The organism is Streptomyces sp. S3(2020), assembly GCF_013044505.1.
Lineage (GTDB): Bacteria > Actinomycetota > Actinomycetes > Streptomycetales > Streptomycetaceae > Streptomyces.
Window position 1 is genome coordinate 1 of record NZ_JABERD010000029.1, and the last position, 22,003, is coordinate 22,003.

20 protein-coding genes and 7 tRNA genes are annotated in these 22,003 nt (G+C 70.3%); 17 read left to right on the plus strand and 10 right to left on the minus strand.

Annotation, left to right across the window (positions count from 1 at the left end):
• Positions 1-203: 203 nt before the first annotated feature.
• The 5 genes from HLK59_RS12405 to HLK59_RS12425 form a co-directional block, all read right to left on the minus strand.
• A tRNA-Val gene (locus HLK59_RS12405) sits at positions 204-275 on the minus strand.
• 29 nt (positions 276-304) lie between these two features.
• Positions 305-376: transfer RNA gene (locus tag HLK59_RS12410), tRNA-Val, on the minus strand.
• Between the two features lie 19 nt (positions 377-395).
• Positions 396-467 (minus strand) — tRNA-Val (locus HLK59_RS12415).
• Between the two features lies 1 nt (position 468).
• Positions 469-542 (minus strand) — tRNA-Cys (locus tag HLK59_RS12420).
• A gap of 39 nt (positions 543-581) precedes the next feature.
• Positions 582-654, minus strand: a tRNA-Gly gene (locus HLK59_RS12425).
• A 177-nt stretch (positions 655-831) separates the two neighbouring features.
• Between HLK59_RS12425 and HLK59_RS12430 the strand changes: the two genes are divergently transcribed.
• From HLK59_RS12430 to HLK59_RS12440, 3 genes are read left to right on the plus strand one after another with little or no spacing between them, the layout of a single operon-like run.
• Complete coding sequence (locus HLK59_RS12430; RefSeq protein WP_171141430.1) at positions 832-1,956, plus strand: chorismate-binding protein; 1,125 nt, start codon at positions 832-834, stop codon at positions 1,954-1,956.
• A complete protein-coding gene (locus HLK59_RS12435) occupies positions 1,953-2,774 on the plus strand; it encodes an aminodeoxychorismate lyase (protein ID WP_171141431.1) in 822 nt (273 codons plus the stop codon). Before HLK59_RS12430 ends, HLK59_RS12435 begins: the two co-directional genes overlap by 4 nt.
• A gap of 55 nt (positions 2,775-2,829) precedes the next feature.
• Positions 2,830-3,654 carry a GNAT family N-acetyltransferase gene (locus tag HLK59_RS12440; protein WP_171141432.1) on the plus strand — a complete coding sequence of 275 codons (825 nt, stop codon included), beginning with the start codon at positions 2,830-2,832 and terminating at the stop codon, positions 3,652-3,654.
• Positions 3,655-3,666: 12 nt separating this feature from the next.
• Here HLK59_RS12440 and HLK59_RS12445 read toward each other — a convergent pair whose 3' ends face one another.
• Entirely contained in the window at positions 3,667-4,191 is a 525-nt protein-coding gene (locus HLK59_RS12445) for a DsbA family protein (protein WP_171141433.1), read from the minus strand.
• A 199-nt stretch (positions 4,192-4,390) separates the two neighbouring features.
• On the opposite strand from HLK59_RS12445, the gene HLK59_RS12450 reads away from it, so the two are divergent.
• Together HLK59_RS12450 and HLK59_RS12455 are read left to right on the plus strand one after the other, a co-directional pair.
• Entirely contained in the window at positions 4,391-4,831 is a 441-nt protein-coding gene (locus HLK59_RS12450; RefSeq protein ID WP_171141434.1) for a hypothetical protein, read from the plus strand.
• Positions 4,832-4,998: 167 nt separating this feature from the next.
• Positions 4,999-5,151: a hypothetical protein gene (locus tag HLK59_RS12455; RefSeq protein WP_170068264.1), complete on the plus strand. Its 153-nt coding sequence runs from the start codon at positions 4,999-5,001 to the stop codon at positions 5,149-5,151.
• Positions 5,152-5,218: 67 nt separating this feature from the next.
• Here the strand turns inward: HLK59_RS12455 and HLK59_RS12460 are convergent, their stop codons facing one another.
• Complete coding sequence (locus tag HLK59_RS12460) at positions 5,219-5,779, minus strand: CGNR zinc finger domain-containing protein (protein ID WP_171141435.1); 561 nt, start codon at positions 5,777-5,779, stop codon at positions 5,219-5,221.
• A 242-nt stretch (positions 5,780-6,021) separates the two neighbouring features.
• On the minus strand, positions 6,022-6,435 hold the full coding sequence (locus HLK59_RS12465) for an SsgA family sporulation/cell division regulator (RefSeq protein WP_004002642.1): 414 nt from the start codon (positions 6,433-6,435) through the stop codon (positions 6,022-6,024).
• 191 nt (positions 6,436-6,626) lie between these two features.
• Here HLK59_RS12465 and HLK59_RS12470 point away from each other — a divergent pair, with 191 nt between their 5' ends.
• From HLK59_RS12470 to HLK59_RS12500, 7 genes are all read left to right on the plus strand, one after another.
• Entirely contained in the window at positions 6,627-7,079 is a 453-nt protein-coding gene (locus HLK59_RS12470; RefSeq protein ID WP_171141436.1) for a TIGR02611 family protein, read from the plus strand.
• Between the two features lie 62 nt (positions 7,080-7,141).
• A tRNA-Val gene (locus HLK59_RS12475) sits at positions 7,142-7,213 on the plus strand.
• Positions 7,214-7,540: 327 nt separating this feature from the next.
• The gene (locus tag HLK59_RS12480) at positions 7,541-8,827 is read left to right on the plus strand and encodes an extracellular solute-binding protein (protein ID WP_171141437.1); all 1,287 of its coding nucleotides are present in this window, start codon (positions 7,541-7,543) and stop codon (positions 8,825-8,827) included.
• Between the two features lie 14 nt (positions 8,828-8,841).
• A complete protein-coding gene (locus HLK59_RS12485) occupies positions 8,842-9,798 on the plus strand; it encodes a sugar ABC transporter permease (RefSeq protein WP_171141438.1) in 957 nt (318 codons plus the stop codon).
• On the plus strand, positions 9,795-10,664 hold the full coding sequence (locus tag HLK59_RS12490) for a carbohydrate ABC transporter permease (RefSeq protein ID WP_171141439.1): 870 nt from the start codon (positions 9,795-9,797) through the stop codon (positions 10,662-10,664). The genes HLK59_RS12485 and HLK59_RS12490 overlap by 4 nt, the downstream gene beginning before the upstream one ends.
• 10 nt (positions 10,665-10,674) lie before the next feature.
• Positions 10,675-11,268: a hypothetical protein gene (locus HLK59_RS12495; RefSeq protein WP_171141440.1), complete on the plus strand. Its 594-nt coding sequence runs from the start codon at positions 10,675-10,677 to the stop codon at positions 11,266-11,268.
• A 112-nt stretch (positions 11,269-11,380) separates the two neighbouring features.
• Complete coding sequence (locus HLK59_RS12500; RefSeq protein WP_171141441.1) at positions 11,381-14,119, plus strand: Tat pathway signal sequence domain protein; 2,739 nt, start codon at positions 11,381-11,383, stop codon at positions 14,117-14,119.
• A gap of 69 nt (positions 14,120-14,188) precedes the next feature.
• Here the strand turns inward: HLK59_RS12500 and HLK59_RS12505 are convergent, their stop codons facing one another.
• Positions 14,189-16,582 (minus strand): hypothetical protein, encoded by a 2,394-nt coding sequence (locus tag HLK59_RS12505; RefSeq protein WP_171141442.1) that lies wholly within the window; start codon positions 16,580-16,582, stop codon positions 14,189-14,191.
• Positions 16,583-16,632: 50 nt separating this feature from the next.
• Here HLK59_RS12505 and HLK59_RS12510 point away from each other — a divergent pair, with 50 nt between their 5' ends.
• On the plus strand, positions 16,633-17,079 hold the full coding sequence (locus tag HLK59_RS12510; RefSeq protein WP_171141443.1) for an SRPBCC family protein: 447 nt from the start codon (positions 16,633-16,635) through the stop codon (positions 17,077-17,079).
• A 39-nt stretch (positions 17,080-17,118) separates the two neighbouring features.
• A tRNA-Val gene (locus HLK59_RS12515) sits at positions 17,119-17,190 on the plus strand.
• A 58-nt stretch (positions 17,191-17,248) separates the two neighbouring features.
• Here the strand turns inward: HLK59_RS12515 and HLK59_RS12520 are convergent.
• Positions 17,249-17,977 carry a 3'-5' exonuclease gene (locus tag HLK59_RS12520; protein WP_171141444.1) on the minus strand — a complete coding sequence of 243 codons (729 nt, stop codon included), beginning with the start codon at positions 17,975-17,977 and terminating at the stop codon, positions 17,249-17,251.
• Between the two features lie 168 nt (positions 17,978-18,145).
• Here HLK59_RS12520 and HLK59_RS12525 point away from each other — a divergent pair, with 168 nt between their 5' ends.
• The 3 genes from HLK59_RS12525 to thrS all read left to right on the plus strand — a co-directional run bounded on the left by HLK59_RS12525 (position 18,146) and on the right by thrS (position 21,991).
• Positions 18,146-18,712: a DUF4365 domain-containing protein gene (locus HLK59_RS12525; protein ID WP_046260122.1), complete on the plus strand. Its 567-nt coding sequence runs from the start codon at positions 18,146-18,148 to the stop codon at positions 18,710-18,712.
• Positions 18,709-19,923, plus strand: coding sequence for a hypothetical protein (locus tag HLK59_RS12530; protein WP_171141445.1), 1,215 nt, complete (start codon positions 18,709-18,711; stop codon positions 19,921-19,923). Before HLK59_RS12525 ends, HLK59_RS12530 begins: the two co-directional genes overlap by 4 nt.
• Positions 19,924-20,014: 91 nt before the next feature.
• Entirely contained in the window at positions 20,015-21,991 is a 1,977-nt protein-coding gene (gene thrS, locus HLK59_RS12535) for a threonine--tRNA ligase (RefSeq protein ID WP_171141446.1), read from the plus strand.
• The last annotated feature ends 12 nt before the right edge of the window (positions 21,992-22,003 follow it).

The window sequence follows — 22,003 nt, forward strand, 5'->3', positions numbered from 1 at the left end:
GTGCTGCGGGGCGCCCCAGGCCTACCCTGCTGCCCCGGCCCCCGCCTGGGGCGCCCCGCAGCACGGCGGTCATCACGGCGGCCACTACGGCCACAAGCGGCACAAGAGCTTCGGCCACATGCTGTTCTCCAGCTGACGGCTGACGGCTGCCGCCGACCGAACACGAAGAAGCCCCCGGCCGCAGGGCCGGGGGCTTCGGTGTGTGGACGATACTGGGATTGAACCAGTGACCTCTTCCGTGTCAGGGAAGCGCTCTCCCGCTGAGCTAATCGTCCAGGTCAGCCACCCCGTGAGAGGGGCTGCGTGCGCGATACTGGGATTGAACCAGTGACCTCTTCCGTGTCAGGGAAGCGCTCTCCCGCTGAGCTAATCGCGCGGGGGATCCGGAGATCCAGTGGACGATACTGGGATTGAACCAGTGACCTCTTCCGTGTCAGGGAAGCGCTCTCCCGCTGAGCTAATCGTCCTTGGAGGTGGAGACGGGATTTGAACCCGTGTAGACGGCTTTGCAGGCCGTTGCCTCGCCTCTCGGCCACTCCACCAGGAGTGTAGGGGGTCGGGAAGATCCCCTTGCTCTTTCGAGCGAACGACGAGGTTCGAACTCGCGACCTCAACCTTGGCAAGGTTGCGCTCTACCAACTGAGCTACGTTCGCCTGTCTTTCCGTTCCGCTTCCGCGGCCCGGCGACGTGTTGAACTCTAGCGGATTCCGGGGCCAGCACAAAAACGCGTTTGTGCAGCGTGCTGCGCTGCGCCCGCTCGCGTACCTGGTCACCGGCTCCTGAGGGACGTGACCAGGTCACCCGCGGGACACCCGCCATAGACTCGACGCGTGTTCGACCTCGCCCCTCTCGCCCGCTTCGGCGGCCGCCTCGCCACCGGACTCCTCGATGTCACCAGCGACCCCGCAGCCCTGGAGTCCAGCGGCTTCTGGGCGGTCTGCGCCGACTTCGAGGGCCGTCTGACCTGCGCCCGCTTCCAGGACGTACGACGGGAGCGGGTGCCCGCCCCGGTGCCGGGGGCATGGCACGGCCCGGCGGCCGACGGCTGGACGTCCTCCCTGGACCGCGCCGGATACACCGCGGGCGTCCGCCGGATCCGCGAGCACATCGCGGCCGGCGAGGTCTACCAGGCCAACCTCTGCCGGGTGCTGACCGCACCCGTCGCGCCCGACGCCGACGTGGACGCGCTGACCGCCCTGCTGGCCCGCGGCAACCCGGCACCGTACGCGGGAACGATCCGGCTGCCGGAGCACGGCCTGGAGATAGCCACCGCCTCGCCCGAGCTGTTCCTGCGCCGCGACGGCCGGGTCGTCGAGTCCGGCCCGATCAAGGGCACCGGGCGCACCGAGGCGGACCTCCTGGAGAAGGACTACGCCGAGAACGTGATGATCGTGGACCTGGTCCGCAACGACATCGGACGGGTCTGCGCCACCGGCAGCGTCAGCGTCCCCGACCTGTGCGCCGTCGAGAAGCACCCGGGCCTCGTCCACCTCGTCTCCACGGTCCGCGGCGAACTGCGCGAGGGCGCCGGCTGGCCCGAACTGCTCGACGCCGCCTTCCCGCCCGGCTCCGTCACCGGCGCCCCCAAGTCCAGCGCCCTGCGGATCATCGACGCCCTGGAGACGGCACCCCGCGGCCCCTACTGCGGAGGCATCGGCTGGGTCGACGCCGACCGGGGCACCGGCGAACTGGCCGTCGGCATCCGCACCTTCTGGATCGACCGCGCGCAGGGCGTGCTGCGGTTCGGCACCGGCGCAGGCATCACCTGGGGTTCGGACCCCGAGGGGGAGTGGCGGGAGACCGAGCTGAAGGCGGCCCGACTGCTCGCGGTAGCGTCGGGAGCGTACGAGGTGAACGAGAGGGACCTGACGTGCTGTGCCGACCCGGGGGACAGCCCCTGGACACCCGACCGGCACGACGCATCCAGCACGAATCTGCGAGGTAGGGACCAGTGAAGATCTGGCTCGACGGCGGGCTCCAGGACATCGAGACCGCCCGTGTCTCCGTCTTCGACCACGGACTGACCGTGGGCGACGGCATCTTCGAGACGGTGAAGGCGGTCGACGGCGAGCCGTTCGCGCTCACCCGGCATCTCGACCGGCTGACGCGTTCCGCGCGCGGCCTCGGCCTGCCCGACCCCGACCTCGACGAGGTGCGCCGCGGCTGCGCGGCCGTCCTCGGGGCCAACCCGATGCCGCTCGGCCGGCTCCGTATCACCTACACCGGCGGCCACGGCCCCCTCGGCTCCGACCGGGGTGAGCACGGCCCGACCCTGGTCGTCGCCCTCGGCGGGACCACCCGCCGCCCCGACTCCACGTCCGTGATCACGGTCCCCTGGACCCGCAACGAACGCGGCGCTCTCGCCGGACTCAAGACCACCTCGTACGCCGAGAACGTCGTGGCACTCGCCCGGGCCCGCGAGCACGGCGCGTCCGAGGCGCTGTTCGCCAACACGGTCGGGCAGCTCTGCGAGGGCACCGGGTCGAACGTCTTCGTCGTCCTGGACGGCGAGATCCACACCCCGCCGGTCGCCTCCGGCTGCCTCGCGGGCGTCACGCGCGCGTTGGCGGTCGAATGGACCGGCGCCAAGGAGACCGACCTGCCGCTGGACGTCCTGGAGCGGGCCGACGAGGTCTTCCTCACCTCCACCCTGCGGGACGTACAGGCCGTCCACCGCGTCGACGACCGGGATCTGCCGGGCACCCCCGGGCCGGTCACGGCCAAGGCCATGCGCGTCTTCGACGAGCGGGCCGGGGACGACCTCGATCCGTGAAAGCCCCGGAGAAATTGGGCTGACGCAGAGGTCCACGACGGGTAGAACACCCGTGATGACCACGACCCTGCGGCCGACCGAGCCGCTCCAGCACCACGCCGACGGCACGCGTTCACGCCACTTCCAGGTGTGCGTGAACAGTCGCCCCGTCGGCGCGATACACCTCGGCACGTCACCCGCCCTCGGCGACTCGGTGGCCCGCGTCCACGACCTGCGGATCGAGGAACCCGACCGGCGGCGCGGCCGGGCCACGGTGGCCGCGCTCGCCGCCGAGGAGGTCGCGCGCGGCTGGGGCTGCCGCCAGATCGAGGCCGCCGTACCGGCGGACGCGGAGGCGGCCCTGCGGCTGGTCAGCGCCCTGGGCTACGTCCTGCGCAACCGCGGCATGGTGAAGCGACTCGGCGACACCCCGCCGGAACTGCCCGCCGGCAGCCTGGCCCGCCCCATGACGGAGGCCGATTTCGACGCCTGGCTGGTGCACGAGTCGGAGGACTACACACGCACCTGGATCGCACGGGGCGTGCCGGAGCCCGAGGCACGCGCCAAGTCGCGGCGCGACCACGACATGCTCCTGCCGCAGGGCATCGCCACCGAGAACACGCGGTTCAGCATCCTGGAGCACGAGGGCACACGGGTGGGCGTCCTCTGGTTCGCCCTGCGCGACGGCAAGCCCTTCGTCTACGACGTCGAGGCCGACGAGGCCCACCGGGGCCGCGGCCACGGCCGCACCCTCATGCTGCTGGCGGAGACCCAGGCGCACGCCGTCGGACAGCGGACCCTGGGTCTGAACGTCTTCGCGGGCAACACCCCGGCCGAGCGGCTGTACGAGTCACTCGGCTACGAGACGACGGAGTACTCCTTCTACAAGCCGCTGCTGTAGACGTACGACGGCTCAGGCGCCCTGCGCGGCCAGCAGCCGGTCCGCGATCTCCTCGACGCGCTCGCGCAGCCCTTCCTGGCTCTTGCCGCCGTCGAGGCGCTCGCCGTCGATGACGTAGGTCGGGGTGCCGGTCACGCCGATCGCCTTGCCCTCGGCCTGGTCGGCGTCCACGATCAGGATGTGCCGGCCGTCGATCAGCGCGGTGTCGAACTCCTCGGCGTCCAGCCCCAGTTCGCCGGCCACCTCGACCAGGAAGGGTTCTCCCTGCCGGCCCAGCTCCTCGACCCGCCCCAGCACGGCCTCGACGTAGTCCCAGCCCTTCCCCTGCTCCGCGGCCTCCTCGGCGGCCTGCGCGGCGGCGAAGGCGTGCTTGTTCTTCTCCAGCGGGAAGTGCCGCAGCCGCAGCTCCAGCCGGTCGCCGTAGCGGGCACGCAGCGCCCGGAGGTCCTCCAGGGCGGTCCGGCAGTCCGGGCACTGGAGATCGCACCAGACTTCGAGCACGGGGACGACGGGAGGCACGGGGGAGGAGTCGCTCATGGTCCCAGTCTCCCAGCCGCACCCCGGACGACCCAATCGGCCCCGGAACGCATCGGGGGACACGCGCCTCGACCGGCACCTGCGAAGGATCCGACCCGGAGATGTCCCTGATGTCGGGCCGGACCATGGCCCCACGGGGTGGGGACGGTGCAGGATGGAAGGGACGAACTGCCCTGCCGAGCCCTGCCTGGAGGACCGGATGATTGCCGAGACCGTCTGTTCCGCCGCCGCCGCGGCAGGCCTGGGCATCGCTGCGGTCACGGCGTACCGCAAGCGCTTCCTCGCCGCCGCCCGTCTCGCCGCGTACTCCCTCGTGCCCCTCGGCCTGGTGATGACCGGCGTCGTCGACTGGGTGGCCGACACCGCGTTCAGCCCGACGGCCTGGGCCGGCTTCGGAGTGCTCGGTGTCTCCTGGCTGCTCTTCATGAGCACGCGCGCGGTGGAGCGCCGGCGCGGTGGCACCCGCAAGGAGCGCAAGGCGGCCCGGGCCGCCCGGAGCGAGGCCATCGCCCCGGCGGCCTCCGCGCCCTCGCTGGGCCAGGCCGCCCGGCCGGCGGCCCGTCCCGCCGCCGCACCCCGTGCCGGTGCCGGGGACGAATTCAGTGACATCGAGGCCATCCTGAAGAAGCACGGCATATGACAGGTGCAGGCGGACTGAAACGACACAGTCGACCCGTAGCTGTCCCGCCAGCCACCCCGGAGCCGTCCACGCCGTGAGTCGTTCGTCACGGAATCCGGCGAACTGCCGTTCTTTCCTGGCGTGTTGGTCACTCGACCGGTCCCAACTGCGCCATCATCGCCCGCGAGATGCTGGACACGACACAGAGCGACACCGCGCCGCCGCAGGACGAGCCGCGCGGATGCCTTTTCGCCCTTTCCCAGCCACCGCTGATGATCTTCCTTGCGGTGATCGGGTGTCTGCTGCTCATGGCTGCGCTGCACGATCTGCTGCTGCTCTGAGCCGTACCCGCGGTGCCCGGCGTCACCCGCCGGGTACCGCGTCGACACCACCGTCGCGGGCGGGAACTCAGCCCGCCGCCTCCTTGCGGCGCGCCCGGTAGGCCGCCACATGCAGCCGGTTCCCGCAGGTACGGCTGTCGCAGTAGCGCCGCGACCGGTTGCGGGAGAGGTCGACGAAGGCGTGCCGGCAGTCGGGGGCCTCACAGCGCCGCAGCCGCTCCTGCTCTCCGGAGACCACGAAGAAGGCCAGCGCCATGCCGCAGTCCGCCGCCAGGTGGTCGGCGACGGAGGCACCCGGCGCGAAGTAGTGCACATGCCAGTCGTAGCCGTCGTGGTCGGTGAGCCGTGGAGTGGTGCCCGCCGCGGCCACCAGGTCGTTGATCAGTCCGGCCGCGGCCCGGGGGTCGGAGGCCGAGAAGATCGAGGCGAACCGGCCGCGGATCTTGCGCACCGCGGACAGGTCGAACTCCGAGAGCACCCCGACATCACTGATCTCGTGCTTCTGTACGAAATCCTCGAGAGCCGCGACGTCCGGCAGCGCGTCCGGAGTCGTGGTGTCCTCCGGTGCGGTGTTCACCAGATCCACCACGGCATCGAGGGCACACCGGGTGTCATGGGTGATCAGCACGTTTCGCTCCCTGGCCTGGGGGGTCGGGCGGGCGCCCGCCGATGCTGGCCGATGGTAGTGGCTCCACGAGCGCCCGTACCGGCCCCGGACCTCACGAACCGGTGGTAACGGGCGCACGCACCGGCGCCGCCCCGCGAGAATCCGCGGTGACGGCGCCGGTGTGCGTACCCATATGCGGTTGTCCTGGCCCGAGCCGTCACCCCGAGTCGACGGCGCCGGGCGGCTTGGTGAGATCTCGCGCCCTAGCTTTCCGCCAGGATGTGCGAGAGCTCCTGATCGAGATCGAAGTGCCGGTGCTCCGTGCCGGGGGGCACGGCGGCGTCTGTTCGCTTCAGGAACGACTCCAGGGCCCGGGCCGGGGCCTCGAGCAGTGCTTCGCCTTCCGGGGAGCTCAGGGCGATGCACACGACGCCCTGACCGTGGCTGCGCGACGGCCAGACACGGACGTCGCCGGTGCCGGTGGGCCGATGGAGGCCCTCCGCGAGGAGGTCGCGGGCGAACACCCACTCGACGGTCTCCTCGGCTCCGGTGTGGAAGGTGGCGTGCACGGCGTAGGGGTCGGCCGTGTCGTACCGCAGGCCTGCGGGGACAGGCAGGGAGGACTCGCTCGACACAACGAGGCGCAGGTGCAGCTCGCAGCTGACCGTGGTGTTCATAAGCGCCAGGGCCTTTCGCTCAGTGTGCGCTCGGGGATTCGCACGTCGGCGAAATCGACATGCCACCTACGGTGCCGTTGTAAACCCCTCTGAGTGTTTTGCGTGCCTTTACGTAACTCTTCCGGCCGAGACACTGTTCGCGAGGTACGACCATTTCGGTGACCGGTTTCCCTCGGGTAAAGTTTGGCCGTATGAATACGGGGAGTGACGAGCAGGCCGAGGTGGCCGTGGCATCGGACGAGTCGAAGACGAGCGGGGCGCAGAGCGAGCAGGGGCTGGGCTCCAAGGCGCCGGAATTCATCAAGGCGCGCCGTGTGCTGCACCTGAGCTGGCAGGTCGGGATCTTCGTCATCGGCCTCGCCGTCGTGGTCCTGGGCATCATCATGCTTCCGCTGCCGGGGCCCGGCTGGGTCGTGATCTTCGGTGGCATGGCGATCTGGGCGACCGAGTTCGTCTGGGCCCAGCTGGTGCTGCGCTGGACCAAGCGCAAGGTGACCGAGGCGGCCCAGAAGGCGCTCGATCCCAAGGTGCGCCGGCGCAACATCATCCTGACGTCGATCGGCCTGGTGATCGTGATCGCGATCGGCGCGGTCTACCTCTACAAGTTCGGCTTCGAGATGCCGTGGAACATCAAGGACCAGTGATCGGCGGCCTGCGGGGGGTGCGGAAGCACCCCCTGACATGGGGTAATGTTCTTCCTGCGTCCGGGCGATTAGCTCAGTGGGAGAGCGCTTCGTTCACACCGAAGAGGTCACTGGTTCGAACCCAGTATCGCCCACCCGGACCGTCGGCCCGTCTGCCTCAGCGCAGACGGGCCGACGTCGTTCCGGGCCTCAGTGCCGCCGACGACTTTCGGCCGGGCAACGTCCGGGTGCGACAGGCCAGTTCGCGTTCGGCCCGTCGAATGCCCGCGTCTCACCTGCGACTTCACCTCGTTCGTCGGCCGGCTCGCGTCCGACGTGCCGTCAACTCGCCCAGCGGCCTCACAAGAAATTCCTGTCCGAATCATTGACGCATTCCGAGGCCCCTCGTAACTTGTGCCAGCAAGCGCTTACTTGAAACGATTCATGCAGGCGGCAACGACGCTGCGGGGAGGGGCCCGACCATGGGAACCAGCAGGAATGTTGAGAGGCGAACGATCCTGAAGGTGGCCGGGGCCTCGGCTGCCACGATCGGGCTGGGGGCAACCACCGCGTGCGGTGGCGAAAGCGGTTCCGGAGACGGGACGGTGACACTCCGTTACGCGTGGTGGGGTGGCGAGCCGCGCACCATCGCCATCAAGAAGTCGATCGCGCTCTTCGAGAAGAAGTACCCGAAGATCAAGATCAAGCCCGAATTCACCGACTACGCAGCGTTCTGGGAGAAGTTCCAGACGCAGGCCTCCGGCGGGAATCCGCCGGACGTATTCCAGAATGCGGTCGGTTTCCTCCGCAAGTACGACAAGCGCGGTGTTCTGCTGGATCTCAAGGCGCAGGCGGACGCCGGGAATCTGGACCTGGACAACTTCCGCAACGGCGTTCTGGCGAACGGTCAGGTCGACGGCAAGCAGCTCGGTGTCCCCGTCGGCGCCAACACCATGGCGCTCGTCATCGACCTCAAGGCCTTCGAGAAGGCGGGCGTCGAGGCGAAGTTCGGCTGGACCTGGGACGAGTACTTCGACGCGCTGCAGACCATCCAGGACAAGCTGAAGATCGCCGGAGACACCGGCTATTTCAGCATCATGTACCTGTACGACCTGTATCTGCGTCAGAACGGCAAGGCGTTCTTCACCGACTCCGATCTCGGCTTCACCGAGGACGATCTGACGCAGTGGTGGGCCGACGGCTACAAGCGTGTGAAGTCCGGGCTCGTCGCCGACCCCAAGAAGATCGAACAGGTCATGCCCAAGTCCGGTCTGTCGGCGGGCCTTGCCGCGTCCGAGTTCACCTGGGACAACTTCTCCATCCGCTACGAGGGTGAGGGCGAGTCGGACTACGGCCTCGCGCCGATCCCCACCACGGACGGCAAGCAGACCGGCCAGTACCTCGGCTCGCTGATGATGAGCGCCTTCTCCGGGACCAAGCACCCCAAGGAGGTCGCCCAGTTCATCTCCTTCATGGTCCACGACCCCGAGGTCGGCAAGATCATGGGCTACGACCGGGGCATCCTCGCCACCACCGAGCAGTACGACGCCTTCAAGCCCACCGACGCCAACAACAAGGGCGTCGCGGCCTACGAGGAAGAGGTCGCCAAGGCCGGCGTGCTCGGGAAGATCACCCCGCACCCGTCCGGGACCGACGTCATCGAAGCGGCGTTCCTGCGCCTCGGCGGCGAGGTCGCCCAGGGCAAGACCAAGCCGGCCGACGCCGCCAAGGCGCTGTTCAGCGAGGCCAAGGCCGCGTTCGCGGGCTGAGGGGACGTACCACCATGACGCTCGTCAAGGAAGCGCCCGCGCGTCCGGCGAAGAAGCGGTCCGCCGCTCCTTTTGCCGGGCGGCGCGGGCGGCGCCGCGAGAACATCGCCGGCTACCTCTTCATGTCGCCGTGGATCGCGGGGTTCCTGGTCCTCACGGCGGGGCCGATGATCGCGTCGCTGTACTACGCGTTCACCAGCTACAACCTGTTCACGCCGCCCAAGTGGGTGGGCCTGGACAACTTCACGACGATGTTCCAGGACCCGCGCTGGCAGAAGTCGGTCGAGGTCACACTCAAGTACGTCGTCGTGGCCACCCCGCTCAAGCTGCTGCTCGCGCTCGGTGTCGCGCTGCTGCTCGCGCAGAAGCGGAAGGGGCAGGGCCTGTACCGGGCCGCGTTCTACATGCCCTCGCTCATCGGCGCCAGCGTCTCCGTCGGCTTCGTGTGGCGGGCGCTGTTCTCGGACGACGCGGTCGTGGACCGTACACAGAAGGTCTTCGGGCTCGACGTGGGCGGCTGGATCGGCAACCCCGACTACGTCATCTACGCCCTGGTGGCCCTGAGCATCTGGCAGTTCGGTGCGCCGATGGTCATCTTCCTGGCCGGGCTCAAGCAGGTCCCGCAGGAGCTGTACGAGGCCGCCGAGGTCGACGGTGCCGGACCGCTGCGCAGGTTCTGGAACATCACGCTGCCGATGATCTCCCCGGTGCTGTTCTTCAACGTGCTGCTGGAGTCCATCCACGCGTTCCAGGTGTTCGGCTCCGCCTACGTCGTCTCCGACACCAGGTGCGGGCCCGCCGACGCCACCCTCGTCTACACCTGTTACCTCTACCAGAAGGGCTTCAAGGAGGCCCAGATGGGCTTCGCCTCCGCGATGGCCTGGACGCTGGTGATCGCGGTGGCGCTGGTCACGGCGGTCCTGTTCTGGTCGCAGAAGAAGTGGGTGCACTACGAGGAGGCCGCCAAGTGACCGCCACCACCCCTGTCGCGCACACCGTGAACGAGCGGAAGCGGGCCGGATCGATCGTCTGGCACGTCGGCGCGCTCCTCGTCCTCGCGGTCGTCCTCTACCCGGTGATCTGGGTGCTCGGCGCCTCCTTCAAGCCGAGCAAGGACATCATCGCCAGCCTCGACCTGCTGCCCACCAAGCCGGTCTGGGCGAACTTCTCCGGGCTCGCCGACGGCATCTCCGGCATCTCCATCACCAGCTTCTTCACCAACTCGCTGATGTACGCGGGCCTGGCCGTGGTCGGTGTGGTGCTGTCCAGCTCGCTGACGGCGTACGCCTTCGCCAAGATCCGGTTCGCCGGGCGGAACCTGATGTTCACGCTCATGATCGGCACCCTGCTGCTGCCGTACCACGTGCTGCTCATCCCGCAGTACGTGCTGTTCCGCAACCTCGAACTCACCGACACCCTGGTGCCGCTCGTCGCGGGGAAGTTCCTGGCCACGGAAGCCTTCTTCGTGTTCCTGATGGTGCAGTTCATGCGCGGGCTCCCCAAGGAGCTGGACGAGGCTGCCAAGCTCGACGGCTGCGGACATCTGCGCACCTACTGGTCGATCGTGCTGCCGCTGAGCCGGCCCGCGATCATCACCAGTGCGATCTTCACCTTCATCAACGCCTGGAACGACTTCATGGGGCCGTTGATCTACCTCAACACCCCCGACAAGTACACCGTCTCGCTCGGCCTGATGATGTTCCGCGACCAGGAGGGCATCTCCAACTACGGAAGCATGATCGCGATGTCGCTGGTGGCGCTCGTGCCGGTGATCGCCTTCTTCATGGCCTTCCAGCGGTACCTCATCGACGGTATGGCGACCTCCGGATTGAAGTGAGGCGAATCCCATGGCCCAAGCGCGTGTGAAGGCCCGCAGGCTGTCCTTTCTCGGCGGGGAACGGTTCGCCGTGTTCGCCGAGTGTCTGCTCACGGGGGTGTGGATCGCCGTGGCCTCGCTCGGCGTCGTCACCTACCCCGCGGCCTTCGCCGCAGGCACCCGCCACCTTCGCCGCCGTACCGGTCACGAGGGCGGCGGCCTGCGGGAGTTCGTCGAGGACTTCCGTACGGCCCTGCGCGGCGGGTGGGTCGTCGGGCTCGCCGGATGGGTGGTGGCCGCCGCGGTCTGGGTGGACGTCCTGGCCGCACGGGCCGGCCTGCCCGGCGGGCCGTTCGTCGGGGCCGTCGGCATCTTCGCACTGATCGGGCTCGCCGTGGCCCTGCTGCGGGCCGCGGCCAGTTGGACGCCCGGTGACGCCTGGCGGCTGCTGCTCGCGGACGCCGGGCGGCGGACCGTGCTCGATCCCGCCGGGTCCTTCCTGATCGTCTGCGGGCTGGGCGTCGTGGCCCTGTCCGCCATGTTCGTCGCACCGCTGGCGGTCCCCGTCCTCGGGGCCGTCGCGGCGGCGGCCGTCGCCGTCGAGGAACGCTACCGGCGCCGCTGAAGGGCGGTGCCCCCGCACCAGGTCGGCGCCCCGGGCGCCGTACCTCTCTCTGTCATGCCCCTGACCATTGCACGGAAAAAGCTTCCCGCACGGAAGGAAAGGCAGGACCCCCATGTCTCCCATCCCCCGCAGGTCCCTCCTCAAGGCGGCCGCCGTCGCCGGCGCCGCCGCACAGTTCAGCTGGGCCCTGGGCGCCAGGGACGCGCAGGCCGCGCCGAGAGCCGCGGAGGCCGACGACTCTCCCGTGACCCTGGACTGGCTGGAGGACGGCGGCCTCGGCGCCGCACCCGGCTCCACGCTCGGCGTCCCCTGGCCGAAGGGCGTCCACCAGGAGGACCAGACCTTCGCGCTGACGGACGCGGACGGCAAGTCCGTACCCGTGCAGTCCTGGCCGATCGCCTACTGGCCGGACGGATCCCTCAAGTGGACCGCCCACGCCGTGAGTTCGGGCGACGGCAAGCTCACCCTCGCCGCCGGCGAGGCCGCTGTACCGGACAAGAAGGTCACCGTCGACAAGAGCGGCGGCACCATCACCGTCTCCACCGGTGTCATCACCGCGAGGATCGGCAAGTCCGGTGCCACGCTGATCAAGTCGGTCACCCGCGGCTCGACCGAGATCGCCAGGAACGGCAAGCTCGTGCTGATCCGCCAGCCCGAGATCGAGGACGAGGACCAGGGCGCGGTCAGGACCGAGCGCTTCGACGGCGCCATCTCCGAGGTCACCGTCGAGCAGGACGGCCCCGTCCGCGCGGTCGTCCGCATCGACGGCAAGCACCGCAAGGGCAACCGGAGTTGGCTGCCCTTCTCGATCCGTCTGTACTTCTACGCGGCCGCCGACTCCTTCCGCATGGTGCACACCATCACCTTCGACGGCACCCAGGAGCCGGGCAAGGCCAGCGGCGACTTCATCCGCGGCATCGGGGTCCGCTTCACCGTGCCGATGCGCGACCAGTCCTACGACCGCCACATCCGCATCGGCGGCGACGGCACCGGTCTGCTGAGGGAGGCGGTGAAGGGCATCACGGGGCTGCGCCGCGACCCCGGCGCCGCCGTGCAGGCCGCCCAGTACGCCGGCGAGAAGCTGCCCGACCCGGCCACCTGGGACCAGCGGGTCACCACCCGCCTCCAGTACATCCCCGAGTGGGGCGACTACACCCTCTCCCAGCTCTCCGCCGACGGCTTCACCCTGCGCAAGCGCACCAAGAAGGGCCACGGCTGGATCGGCGCCGGCGGCGGCAGGCGGGCCTCCGGCTTCGGCTACGTCGGTGGCGCGAGCGGCGGACTCTCCTTCGGCCTCAGGGACTTCTGGGAGAAGTTCCCGGCCCAGCTCGACATCCGCGACGCCCAGACCGACGAGGCCGAGGTCACCCTCTGGCTCTGGTCGCCCGAGGCACAGCCCATGGACCTGCGCTTCTACCACGACGGCATGGGCCAGGACACCTTCGCCGAGCAGCTCGAAGGCCTCAACATCACCTACGAGGACTACGAACCCGAGTTCGGCACGCCGTACGGCATCGCCCGCACGTCGGAACTGCTGTTCTGGGCCAACGAGTCGACCCCGACCCCGGCGAAACTCGCCGAACAGGTCGAGGCCGTACGGGTGCTGCCCCAGCTCGCCGCGCCGCCCAAGCAGCTCATCAAGGCGCAGGTCTTCGGCCCCGGCCTGTACTCCGAGCCCGACCGCTCCACACCCGCCAAGGCGAAGATCGAGGACCACCTCGACTTCCTCTTCACCTACTACAAGGACCAGGTGGAGCAGCGCCGTTGGTACGGCTTCTGGGACTACGGCGACATCATGCACACCTATGACACCGTCAGACACCAGTGGCGGTACGACATCGGTGGCTACGCCTGGGACAACTCCGAGCTGTCGCCCGACCTCTGGCTCTGGTTCGCGTACCTCCGCTCGGGCCGCGCGGACATCTTCCGCTTCGCCGAGGCGATGACCCGGCACACCGGCGAGGTCGACGTCTACCACCTCGGCAAGTGGGCGGGGCTCGGCACCCGGCACGGTGTGCAGCACTACGCCGACAGCGCCAAGCAGCAGCGCATCGCCAACACGACGTACCGCCGCTACTACTACTTCCTCACCGCGGACGAGCGCGTCGGCGACCTCATGCACGCCAACGTCGACTCCGACGAGACCTTCCTCGTCCTCGACCCCATCCGCAAGATCCGCACTGAGCCGTACACCCCCGACCGGCACGCGCTGTCGATCGGCTTCGGCACGGACTGGAGCGGGCTCGTGTCGGCCTGGCTGACGGAGTGGGAGCGCAAGGGGCCGAAGTGGGAGAAGGCCAAGGCGCGGGTGCTGTCGACGATGGAGACGATCGGCGCCCAGCCGAACGGCTTCGTCCAGGGGTCCGGCCTGTACGACCTCGACACCGGGAAGTTCGCCATCGCCTCGGCGCCGGTGGTCGGGGTCTCGCACCTCTCCGCCGTCTTCGGCCTCAACGAGCTGTGCGCCGAGCTCATCGACCTCGTCGACATCCCGAAGTTCAACGAGGCGTACTACGACTACTGCCGCTACTTCAACGCCACCAAGGCCGAGCAGGCGGCGCGGTACGGGTCCAACTTCGGCACGCTGCTGCTGTTCCAGGGGCACTCGCGGCTCGACGCGTACACGGCCGTGCGGACCGGGGACGAGAAGCTGGCCAAGCGGGCCTGGGAGAAGTTCTACAACTCCGACGGGTACAAGGAGTCGGCGCCCTGGAAGACGGAGGAGCTGAGCGGGCCGGTGGCGTTGGTGCCGGGCAGTGAGGCGGTGTGGGTGTCCACGAACGACACCGCGTTGTACGGGCTCGCGGCGATCGAGAACCTGGCGTTGCTCGGGGACAAGATGCCTTCGTAGGGGCTGATGCCGTGGGGAACCGCGCGACCGTTGTGGCTGGTCGCGCGGTTCCCCGCGCCCCTGGGTGGGTCAGCTCATCCTTCCCAGGATGTTCCGCATCCTTCGGACATCCCTGATGCGCTGTTCGTACGTCGCTCCCAGCGCGAGCAGCAGGAGGCCGGCCAGGGCCGGGGGCACCCAGCGGGGGAGGGCGTCCGTCACCTGGACGATGTAGGGGGCGAGTTCGTGCAGCGCGTCCAAGGTCAGGACCGAGCCGCCGAGCACCAGCGGGGCCTGGAGGTTGTGACCGCCGCCCAGCAGGGTGAGGGACAGTGCCGCCAGACCCAGGAGCAGGGGGCGGGTCCAGTGCGGGTCGCTCCATGCCGCCGCGAGGCTCGGCAGGAGGGTGGCGGCGAGGCCGGGGCCGTACGCCGTCCACGACGAGGTCTGCGGGTCGCGGCGCCTGCGCAGGAAGCCGATGAGGAGCGCCGGGACGGTCACCGGGACCGTGTAGGCCTCCGGGATCGTCACGTCCCAGGCCGCCAGGCGTACCCAGGTCGCCAGGACGAACAGGACGGCGGCCGCGTAGCCGACGGGGCGGCGGTCCGGGCGGATCGCCGTGCCCGCCGCGATCACTCCGCACAGGGCCAGGACCAGGGCGAGCACAGGCAGGTCGGGCGTCGCGAGGCCGATGGCGAGCAGTCCGGCGGCCGCTCCCGTCACCTCCAGGGGAATGCGTTCGGCCACGCGCGGCGCGACCAGGGCCGCGACCACGGGGACCACCAGGACCAGCAGCGCGGTGTGCTGCGGCGGCCAGTCCGCGGCCGCGCCCGTCGCGCAGGCCAGCGCGGTGGCGTACGCGAGGGCGGCCGGGGCCGTGACGGACGTCAGCCGCCAGGAGACCGCCGCGAAGAACGCGGTGAGCGCACAGAGCGTGGTGAGCGTCGCCGTCTGGGAGGCCAGCGCGGTGAAGGCGAGGTTGGCGGAGGTGGCGAGGGCGAGGAACGTCGCCGTCGGCTGCCCGTACGGAGAGGCGAGCGCGACCGCGGTCAGGGCTCCCAGCGTCAACAGGCCCGTCGTGTACGGGAGTTCGAGAACCGCCGGAAGCGTCAGGGCGGCCGCCCAGGTGAGCGCCAGCGCGCCGGTCAGGGCCTGGGCGTGCCGGTCGGTGTTCCTGGCCGCCAGGGCGAGCACCGCCGCGACGGCCACCAGGACGAGCGGAGCCGCCGACATGTCCGGCGGCCAGGGCGCGTCCACCGTCACCGCGTCCCGGACGGTCGCCGGCGCCCCGGACCACGCCCGCGAGGTCCAGGCGACCGGCCCCAGCAGCGTGATCGCCACGAGCGGCAGCGCCCACAGCACCGCGAGCCCCTGTACGACGGCGGAGGACCGGACGAGCCCGTCGCGTACCGCCTGGGGCAGCCGGCCGATCCGCACGGCCGCCAACAGCGCGATCCCGCAGGCGAGATGCACCGGAACCGTCCACACGTCCGGCACCGCGGGGCGGACCGCACCGCCCGCGGCGGCGACCGCGAGGAGGCCCGAGGTCACGGCGAGACCGACGGCATGGCCCTTGCCCAGGCCGCCGCGCCAGGCCGCGCCCAGCGCGATCGCCGCCGCGAGGAGGACGAGCGCCGCCGCACGGGCGGCGGCGCTCGGACCGGTAGCCGTCCAGGACAGCCAGCCGGCCGTCAGCGCGCCCGCGGAACCCAGGCCGTACGCGCCGACCGCGGCGACGACACGTACGGACCCGAGGGTCACCCGGAGCGCGACAACCGTGTCGAACGCCGCCGTCACCAGCAGCGCGGACGTGATGCCCTGGGCGCCCGCGGAGGTCGAGACCGCCCAGAAGAACAGCGGGAGTTGGGCCGCGGCCAGCGCCGCGGGCAGAGGCAGCCGCAGCTCGGCCGCCCGCGGCAGCAGTCCGTACCCCGCCCAGAGCCCCGCCAGCAGCGCCGCCGCGACCGCCGTGTATCCAGCGCCGTCCGCACCCGGGACGGCGACCGCGTACAGCGCGTACGCGTCGAGCACCGTCAGCGCCAGACCCAGACCCGCCACCGACTCGGCCGTCGAGCGCAGCCCGCGCTTCACCAGGGGCAGCGGAGCGGCGAGCGTGGCCAGCGTGAGCGCGCCGAGCACCAGACCCCGGCCGGCGATCCCCATGTGCCCCCAGCTGACCAGCGTGAACACCATCGCGGCGATCGTGAGCAGGACCCCGCCGAGCAGCAGGAGAAGGTTCTGCACGCCGGGAGCGCTGGTCTCCGGGCGGGGCGATGCCCCGGGGGCCTGCTTCGTCGGACTCGTCGTCGGCTGCGTCGCCGGCCGCGGCTGGAGCGCGGCGACCAGCCATGCCCGTCGGGTCAGCAACTGGGCCCGGCGGCGGTCGAGTTGCCACAGCTCGGCATCGAGGAGCCGCAGCTCTTCGGCCGGGGGCGGGATGTGCGTCATGCCATGGAGTGTGGTCCGCGTCACGTCGTAGGACATGAGTGCGCGTACTCAGAACGTACTCAGATCCGTGCGGGCACACTCTGTGCATGGACTGGACCCATTACCGCTTCCGCACGCAGTGGGCCCTGAGCGCGCCGCCCGCCACCGTCTACGACGCCCTGGAACAGGCCGAGGACTACCCCCGCTGGTGGCCCCAGGTCCGCGAGGTGAACCGCCTCGACGACACCACCGGCGTCATCACCATCCGGGCCACCCTGCCCTACGACCTGGTCTTCACCGCGCGGGAGGTGCGGCGCGACCGGGCGGCCGGGGTGCTGGAGATCGCCATGACCGGGGACCTGGAGGGCTGGGCGCGCTGGACCATCGACGGGGACGGCGCGCGCAGCCTCGCCCGCTACGAGCAGGTGGTCGACGTGCACAAGCCGCTCCTGAGGCGGCTCGCGGTGCCCGGGCGGCCGGTGTTCCGCGCCAACCACCGGCTGATGATGCGGGCCGGACGGCGGGGTCTGGCCGCGTACTTGGAAGCGGTTTGAAGGAACGGCGCGGAGCCCTGTATTGTTCGGTGCGTTCCCGGGCGATTAGCTCAGTGGGAGAGCGCTTCGTTCACACCGAAGAGGTCACTGGTTCGAACCCAGTATCGCCCACCGGGAGAAAGCCGGTCCGCGTCACGCGGACCGGCTTCCTTTTTGTCCGGGCCCCTCCTCAGGCGGCCGCCGCGGGCAGCTCCGGACGGAGCGGCCACGCCGGGTCCACCGCCTCCGGGGTGCCGCTGCGCGCGAACCACGCCTGGAGCCCCCGCGCCTGCGCCGCGTGCCAACCGGCCTGGAGCGCGTGCAGCTCGTTCGCGCTCAACCGCTCCAGGCGGGCCGCGAAACGGCGCCCCACGGCCCGTACGACATCCAGCGCGGCCAGCGCGTCCGCACCCGCGTCGTGCGCGCCGTCGAGCGTGACCTCGTAGTGCGCGCACAGGTCCGTCAGTGTGCGGCGGCCCTTGCGGTAGCGGTCCAGATGTTTGTCCAGGACTCTCGGGTCCAGCACCAGCAGTGGCGACGACTCGAACCAGCGGTCCAGCGACGAGGCCCGATGGCGGCGCAACTCCCGGTCCAGGATGGTCAGATCGAACGGGGCGTTCATGACCACCAGCGGACGGCCCGCGGCGGCCTGTTCGGTCAGGTGTTCCGCTATCTCGTACATCACCGGCGCCGGCCAGCGGCCGTTGCGCTGGAGATGGTCGTCCGTCAGCCCGTGCACCGCCGTCGCGCCCTCGGGCACCGGCACACCCGGGTTCACCAGCCATCGGGTCACCCGCGGCCGGGTGCCCGGGGCGTCCTGGACGACTATGGCGGCCGACACGATCCGGTCGGTCTCGACGTCGACGCCCGTGGTCTCCGTGTCGAAGGCGGCCAGGGGCCCCTCGTACCAGCACGTCATACCTACACAACCCCTCGTTCACCCACGGCAGCTGACGCACCGTCTTCTGCCTGTTTGGTGATACCCGGGCTGTTTGCGCCGTACGCCGGAAGGACACAACAGGAATACGGGTCTTTGCAGTTCAGGGACCCGCGGTGCGGATTCACCGAACGTGGAAGGCTGTTGGTCATGGCGATAGCGCAGCCCGAGCGGGGCGGGCTGCTGCCCGAGCGCACGGGCCCCCTTCGCGGCACACTCGCCACCACCGCCTGCATGGAGACCCTGCAGGTGGGCTATCTGCACGCCGTCGCGGCGGCGGCCGGCTGCTCGTTGTCGCAGCCCTTTCCGGACAACGGCATCGACTGGCACGTCAGCCACGGCTCGCCCGGGCACACCGTCGACGACGAGGTCACCATCAAGGTGCAGCTCAAGTGCACGTACCAGGTGCCGCCGAACCCCCCGGGACGGTTCTTCTCCTTCACGCTCGACAACGACCATCTGCGCAAACTCGCGCGCACCCCCGTCTCGGTGCACAAGATCCTCGTCGTCATGCTCGTGCCGAGATCCCAGGACGACTGGCTGCGCGCCAGCCACGACCGGCTCGACCTCAGGCACTGCTGCTACTGGGTCAACCTGGCCGGCCACCCGATCACCGGCCGGACCCGCACCACCGTGCGGATACCGACCTCACGCATCTTCGACGACCGGGCGCTGTGCGAGATCATGACGCGGGTCGGGACGGGAGGCAGGCCATGACCCACCGGCCCCTCGAGGAGGCGCTGCGGCCCGTGCGACCGCACCCGGTCGAGGCCGCCTGGGACCGCGCCCCCGAACCCGACGAGGTCGACCCCGCGGTCCTCGGCGCCCTGCTGCGCCGGCACGGCTGGCAGCGCCGCGGCGGTGCCCCCGGACGCTACGGCCGCTGGACCCCGCCGGGGCAGGGCACCGGCGGGACGAGCCTGCTGGTGCCCGAGAGCCGCGCCTTCCCCGACAGCGACGACCTGCTCGGCGAGGCGCTCGTCGCCCTCGCCCGCAGCGGCACACCCTCCGCCCGCGAGGTCCTCGTCGGCCTCGCCGTGCCCAGCGACGAGATCCGCTGGTGGCGGGACGCACCGACCGGACCGGGTGGCACCGCGCCCTGGACGGTGGAGGAACAACTGCGCGCCGCCGCCCGCCAGATGCTGCTCGCCGGAGCGCTCGCCACCCGCGCGCGTGCCGGGTACCACGGCGCCCGCCACCGCCGCGCCGCCGCCACTCTCATGGAGAGCGTGCTCGTCGGCACGGCGACCGGCGGCGGCCTAGCCGCCTTCGTGCCCGTCGGCAGTGGGCGCCCCCTCGCCGTACGCCTCCACCAGGCCCTGTACGCCGCCCGCGAGGCCATCGACTACCAGCGGGCCACCGGTGGCATGGACGCCTTCGACGGAGCCGTCGAGGCGGGGGTGAGCCGTGAGCTCACCGAGGCGCTGATCGCCCTCGTGCGCGGGACCGAGGGCGCGCGCATCGCCGTCGAGTGGGCGCCGGCCGCCGGAGTGCCCGCGGGCTGTGCCGCCGGGGTCGAGCCCGTCGAGTTCTCGCCCGGCGATCTGCCCGCGCTGCGCGAGGCCGGGGCCCGCTATCTGCGCGAGGAGCCGTCCGTGCCGGTGCGGATCACCGGGGCGGTCGTGCGGATGCGCAGGTCGGGGCCGCGCGGGGAGGGCAGCGTACGGCTGCGGGTGATCGCCGGTGTCGAGGTGCCGTACGTCCGGCTCACCCTGGACGAGGAGTCGTACCGGATCGCCGGGCAGGCGCACCTCGTCGGGCTGCCGGTGCGGGTGCACGGGCGGCTGGAGAGCCGTGGCGGGTTCCGGCGCCTGACCGGGGCCTCCGGCGTCGCGCCGGTGCAGGTGGACGAGGCGGAGCGGGACCGGTTGATGAAGTCCTTGCAGGAGAACCTGGACTTCTTCGAGGAGGCCTGCGGAGGGGACTGATTTCGCGGAGGTGGGTCCCGGGTCGGTACGATCGCCTCTTGCGCGCGCTCACGGTACGGCGCCCGCATCCACCTTCAGTCAGGAGAGACCGGTGTCAGACGTCCGTGTGATCATCCAACGCGATTCCGAGCGGGAAGAGCGCACGGTGACGACGGGCACCACGGCCGCCGAGCTCTTCGCCGGCGAGCGCTCGATCATCGCCGCGCGCGTGGCCGGTGAGCTGAAGGACCTCGCGTACGCCGTCGCCGAGGGCGACGAGGTCGAGGGCGTCGAGATCTCCTCCAAGGACGGTCTCGACATCCTGCGCCACTCCACCGCGCACGTCATGGCGCAGGCCGTGCAGGAGCTCTTCCCCGAGGCCAAGCTGGGCATCGGCCCGCCGGTCAAGGACGGCTTCTACTACGACTTCGACGTCGAGAAGCCGTTCACGCCCGAGGATCTCAAGGCCGTCGAGAAGAAGATGCAGGAGATCCAGAAGCGCGGGCAGCGCTTCGCCCGCCGTGTGGTGACCGACGAGGCCGCCCGCGAGGAGCTGGCCGCCGAGCCGTACAAGCTGGAGCTGATCGGCCTCAAGGGCTCGGCCTCCTCCGACGACGGCGCGGACGTCGAGGTCGGCGCCGGCGAGCTGACGATCTACGACAACCTCGACGCCAAGACCGGCGACCTGTGCTGGAAGGACCTCTGCCGCGGTCCCCACCTGCCCACCACCCGGAACATCCCGGCGTTCAAGCTGATGCGCAACGCGGCCGCCTACTGGCGCGGCAGCGAGAAGAACCCGATGCTCCAGCGCATCTACGGCACCGCCTGGCCCTCCAAGGAGGAGCTGAAGGCCCACCTCGACTTCCTCGCCGAGGCCGAGAAGCGCGACCACCGCAAGCTGGGCAACGAACTCGACCTGTTCTCCATCCCGGAGCAGATCGGCTCCGGCCTCGCCGTCTTCCACCCCAAGGGCGGCATCATCCGCCGGGTCATGGAGGACTACTCGCGCCGCCGCCACGAGGAGGAGGGCTACGAGTTCGTCTACACCCCGCACGCGACGAAGGGGAAGCTCTTCGAGACGTCCGGGCACCTGGACTGGTACGCCGACGGCATGTACCCGCCCATGCAGCTCGACGAGGGCGTGGACTACTACCTCAAGCCCATGAACTGCCCGATGCACAACCTGATCTTCGACGCGCGCGGCCGCTCCTACCGTGAACTGCCGCTGCGCCTCTTCGAGTTCGGGACCGTGTACCGGTACGAGAAGTCGGGCGTCGTGCACGGCCTCACGCGTGCGCGTGGCTTCACGCAGGACGACGCGCACATCTACTGCACCCGTGAGCAGATGTCGGAGGAGCTCGACAAGACGCTCACCTTCGTCCTCGGTCTGCTGCGGGACTACGGCCTGACCGACTTCTACCTGGAGCTGTCCACCAAGGACCCGGAGAAGTTCGTCGGCACGGACGAGGTCTGGGAGGAGGCCACGGAGACGCTGCGTCAGGTGGCCGAGAAGCAGGGCCTGCCCCTGGTCCCCGACCCGGGCGGCGCCGCGTTCTACGGCCCGAAGATCTCCGTGCAGACCAAGGACGCCATCGGCCGCACCTGGCAGATGTCGACCATCCAGCTCGACTTCAACCTGCCCGAGCGCTTCGACCTGGAGTACACCGGCCCCGACGGCTCCAAGCAGCGCCCGGTCATGATCCACCGCGCGCTGTTCGGCTCCATCGAGCGGTTCTTCGCCGTGCTCCTGGAGCACTACGCGGGCGCCTTCCCGGCGTGGCTGGCCCCGGTCCAGGCGGTCGGCATCCCGATCGGTGACGCGCACGTCGAGTACCTGGAGAAGTTCGCGGCCGCGGCCAGGAAGCAGGGGCTACGGGTCGACGTGGACTCCTCCTCCGACCGGATGCAGAAGAAGATCCGCAACGCCCAGAAGCAGAAGGTGCCCTTCATGGTCATCGCGGGCGACGAGGACATGGCGGGCGGCTCGGTCTCCTTCCGCTACCGCGACGGCTCGCAGGAGAACGGCATCCCGTTCGACGAGGCCATCGCGAAGATCGCGAAGGTCGTCGAGGAGCGGGCGCAGATCTGATCCGACGGCACC

Coding starts and splice junctions, on each gene's coding strand:
- HLK59_RS12440 (WP_171141432.1), top strand. CDS start 2,830: ATGACCACGACCCTGCGGCCGACCGAGCCGCTCCAGCACCACGCCGAC.
- HLK59_RS12445 (WP_171141433.1), bottom strand. CDS start 4,191: ATGAGCGACTCCTCCCCCGTGCCTCCCGTCGTCCCCGTGCTCGAAGTC.
- HLK59_RS12450 (WP_171141434.1), top strand. CDS start 4,391: ATGATTGCCGAGACCGTCTGTTCCGCCGCCGCCGCGGCAGGCCTGGGC.
- HLK59_RS12455 (WP_170068264.1), top strand. CDS start 4,999: ATGCTGGACACGACACAGAGCGACACCGCGCCGCCGCAGGACGAGCCG.
- HLK59_RS12465 (WP_004002642.1), bottom strand. CDS start 6,435: ATGAACACCACGGTCAGCTGCGAGCTGCACCTGCGCCTCGTTGTGTCG.
- HLK59_RS12470 (WP_171141436.1), top strand. CDS start 6,627: ATGAATACGGGGAGTGACGAGCAGGCCGAGGTGGCCGTGGCATCGGAC.
- HLK59_RS12480 (WP_171141437.1), top strand. CDS start 7,541: ATGGGAACCAGCAGGAATGTTGAGAGGCGAACGATCCTGAAGGTGGCC.
- HLK59_RS12485 (WP_171141438.1), top strand. CDS start 8,842: ATGACGCTCGTCAAGGAAGCGCCCGCGCGTCCGGCGAAGAAGCGGTCC.
- HLK59_RS12495 (WP_171141440.1), top strand. CDS start 10,675: ATGGCCCAAGCGCGTGTGAAGGCCCGCAGGCTGTCCTTTCTCGGCGGG.
- HLK59_RS12500 (WP_171141441.1), top strand. CDS start 11,381: ATGTCTCCCATCCCCCGCAGGTCCCTCCTCAAGGCGGCCGCCGTCGCC.
- HLK59_RS12505 (WP_171141442.1), bottom strand. CDS start 16,582: ATGTCCTACGACGTGACGCGGACCACACTCCATGGCATGACGCACATC.
- HLK59_RS12510 (WP_171141443.1), top strand. CDS start 16,633: ATGGACTGGACCCATTACCGCTTCCGCACGCAGTGGGCCCTGAGCGCG.
- HLK59_RS12520 (WP_171141444.1), bottom strand. CDS start 17,977: ATGACGTGCTGGTACGAGGGGCCCCTGGCCGCCTTCGACACGGAGACC.
- HLK59_RS12525 (WP_046260122.1), top strand. CDS start 18,146: ATGGCGATAGCGCAGCCCGAGCGGGGCGGGCTGCTGCCCGAGCGCACG.
- HLK59_RS12530 (WP_171141445.1), top strand. CDS start 18,709: ATGACCCACCGGCCCCTCGAGGAGGCGCTGCGGCCCGTGCGACCGCAC.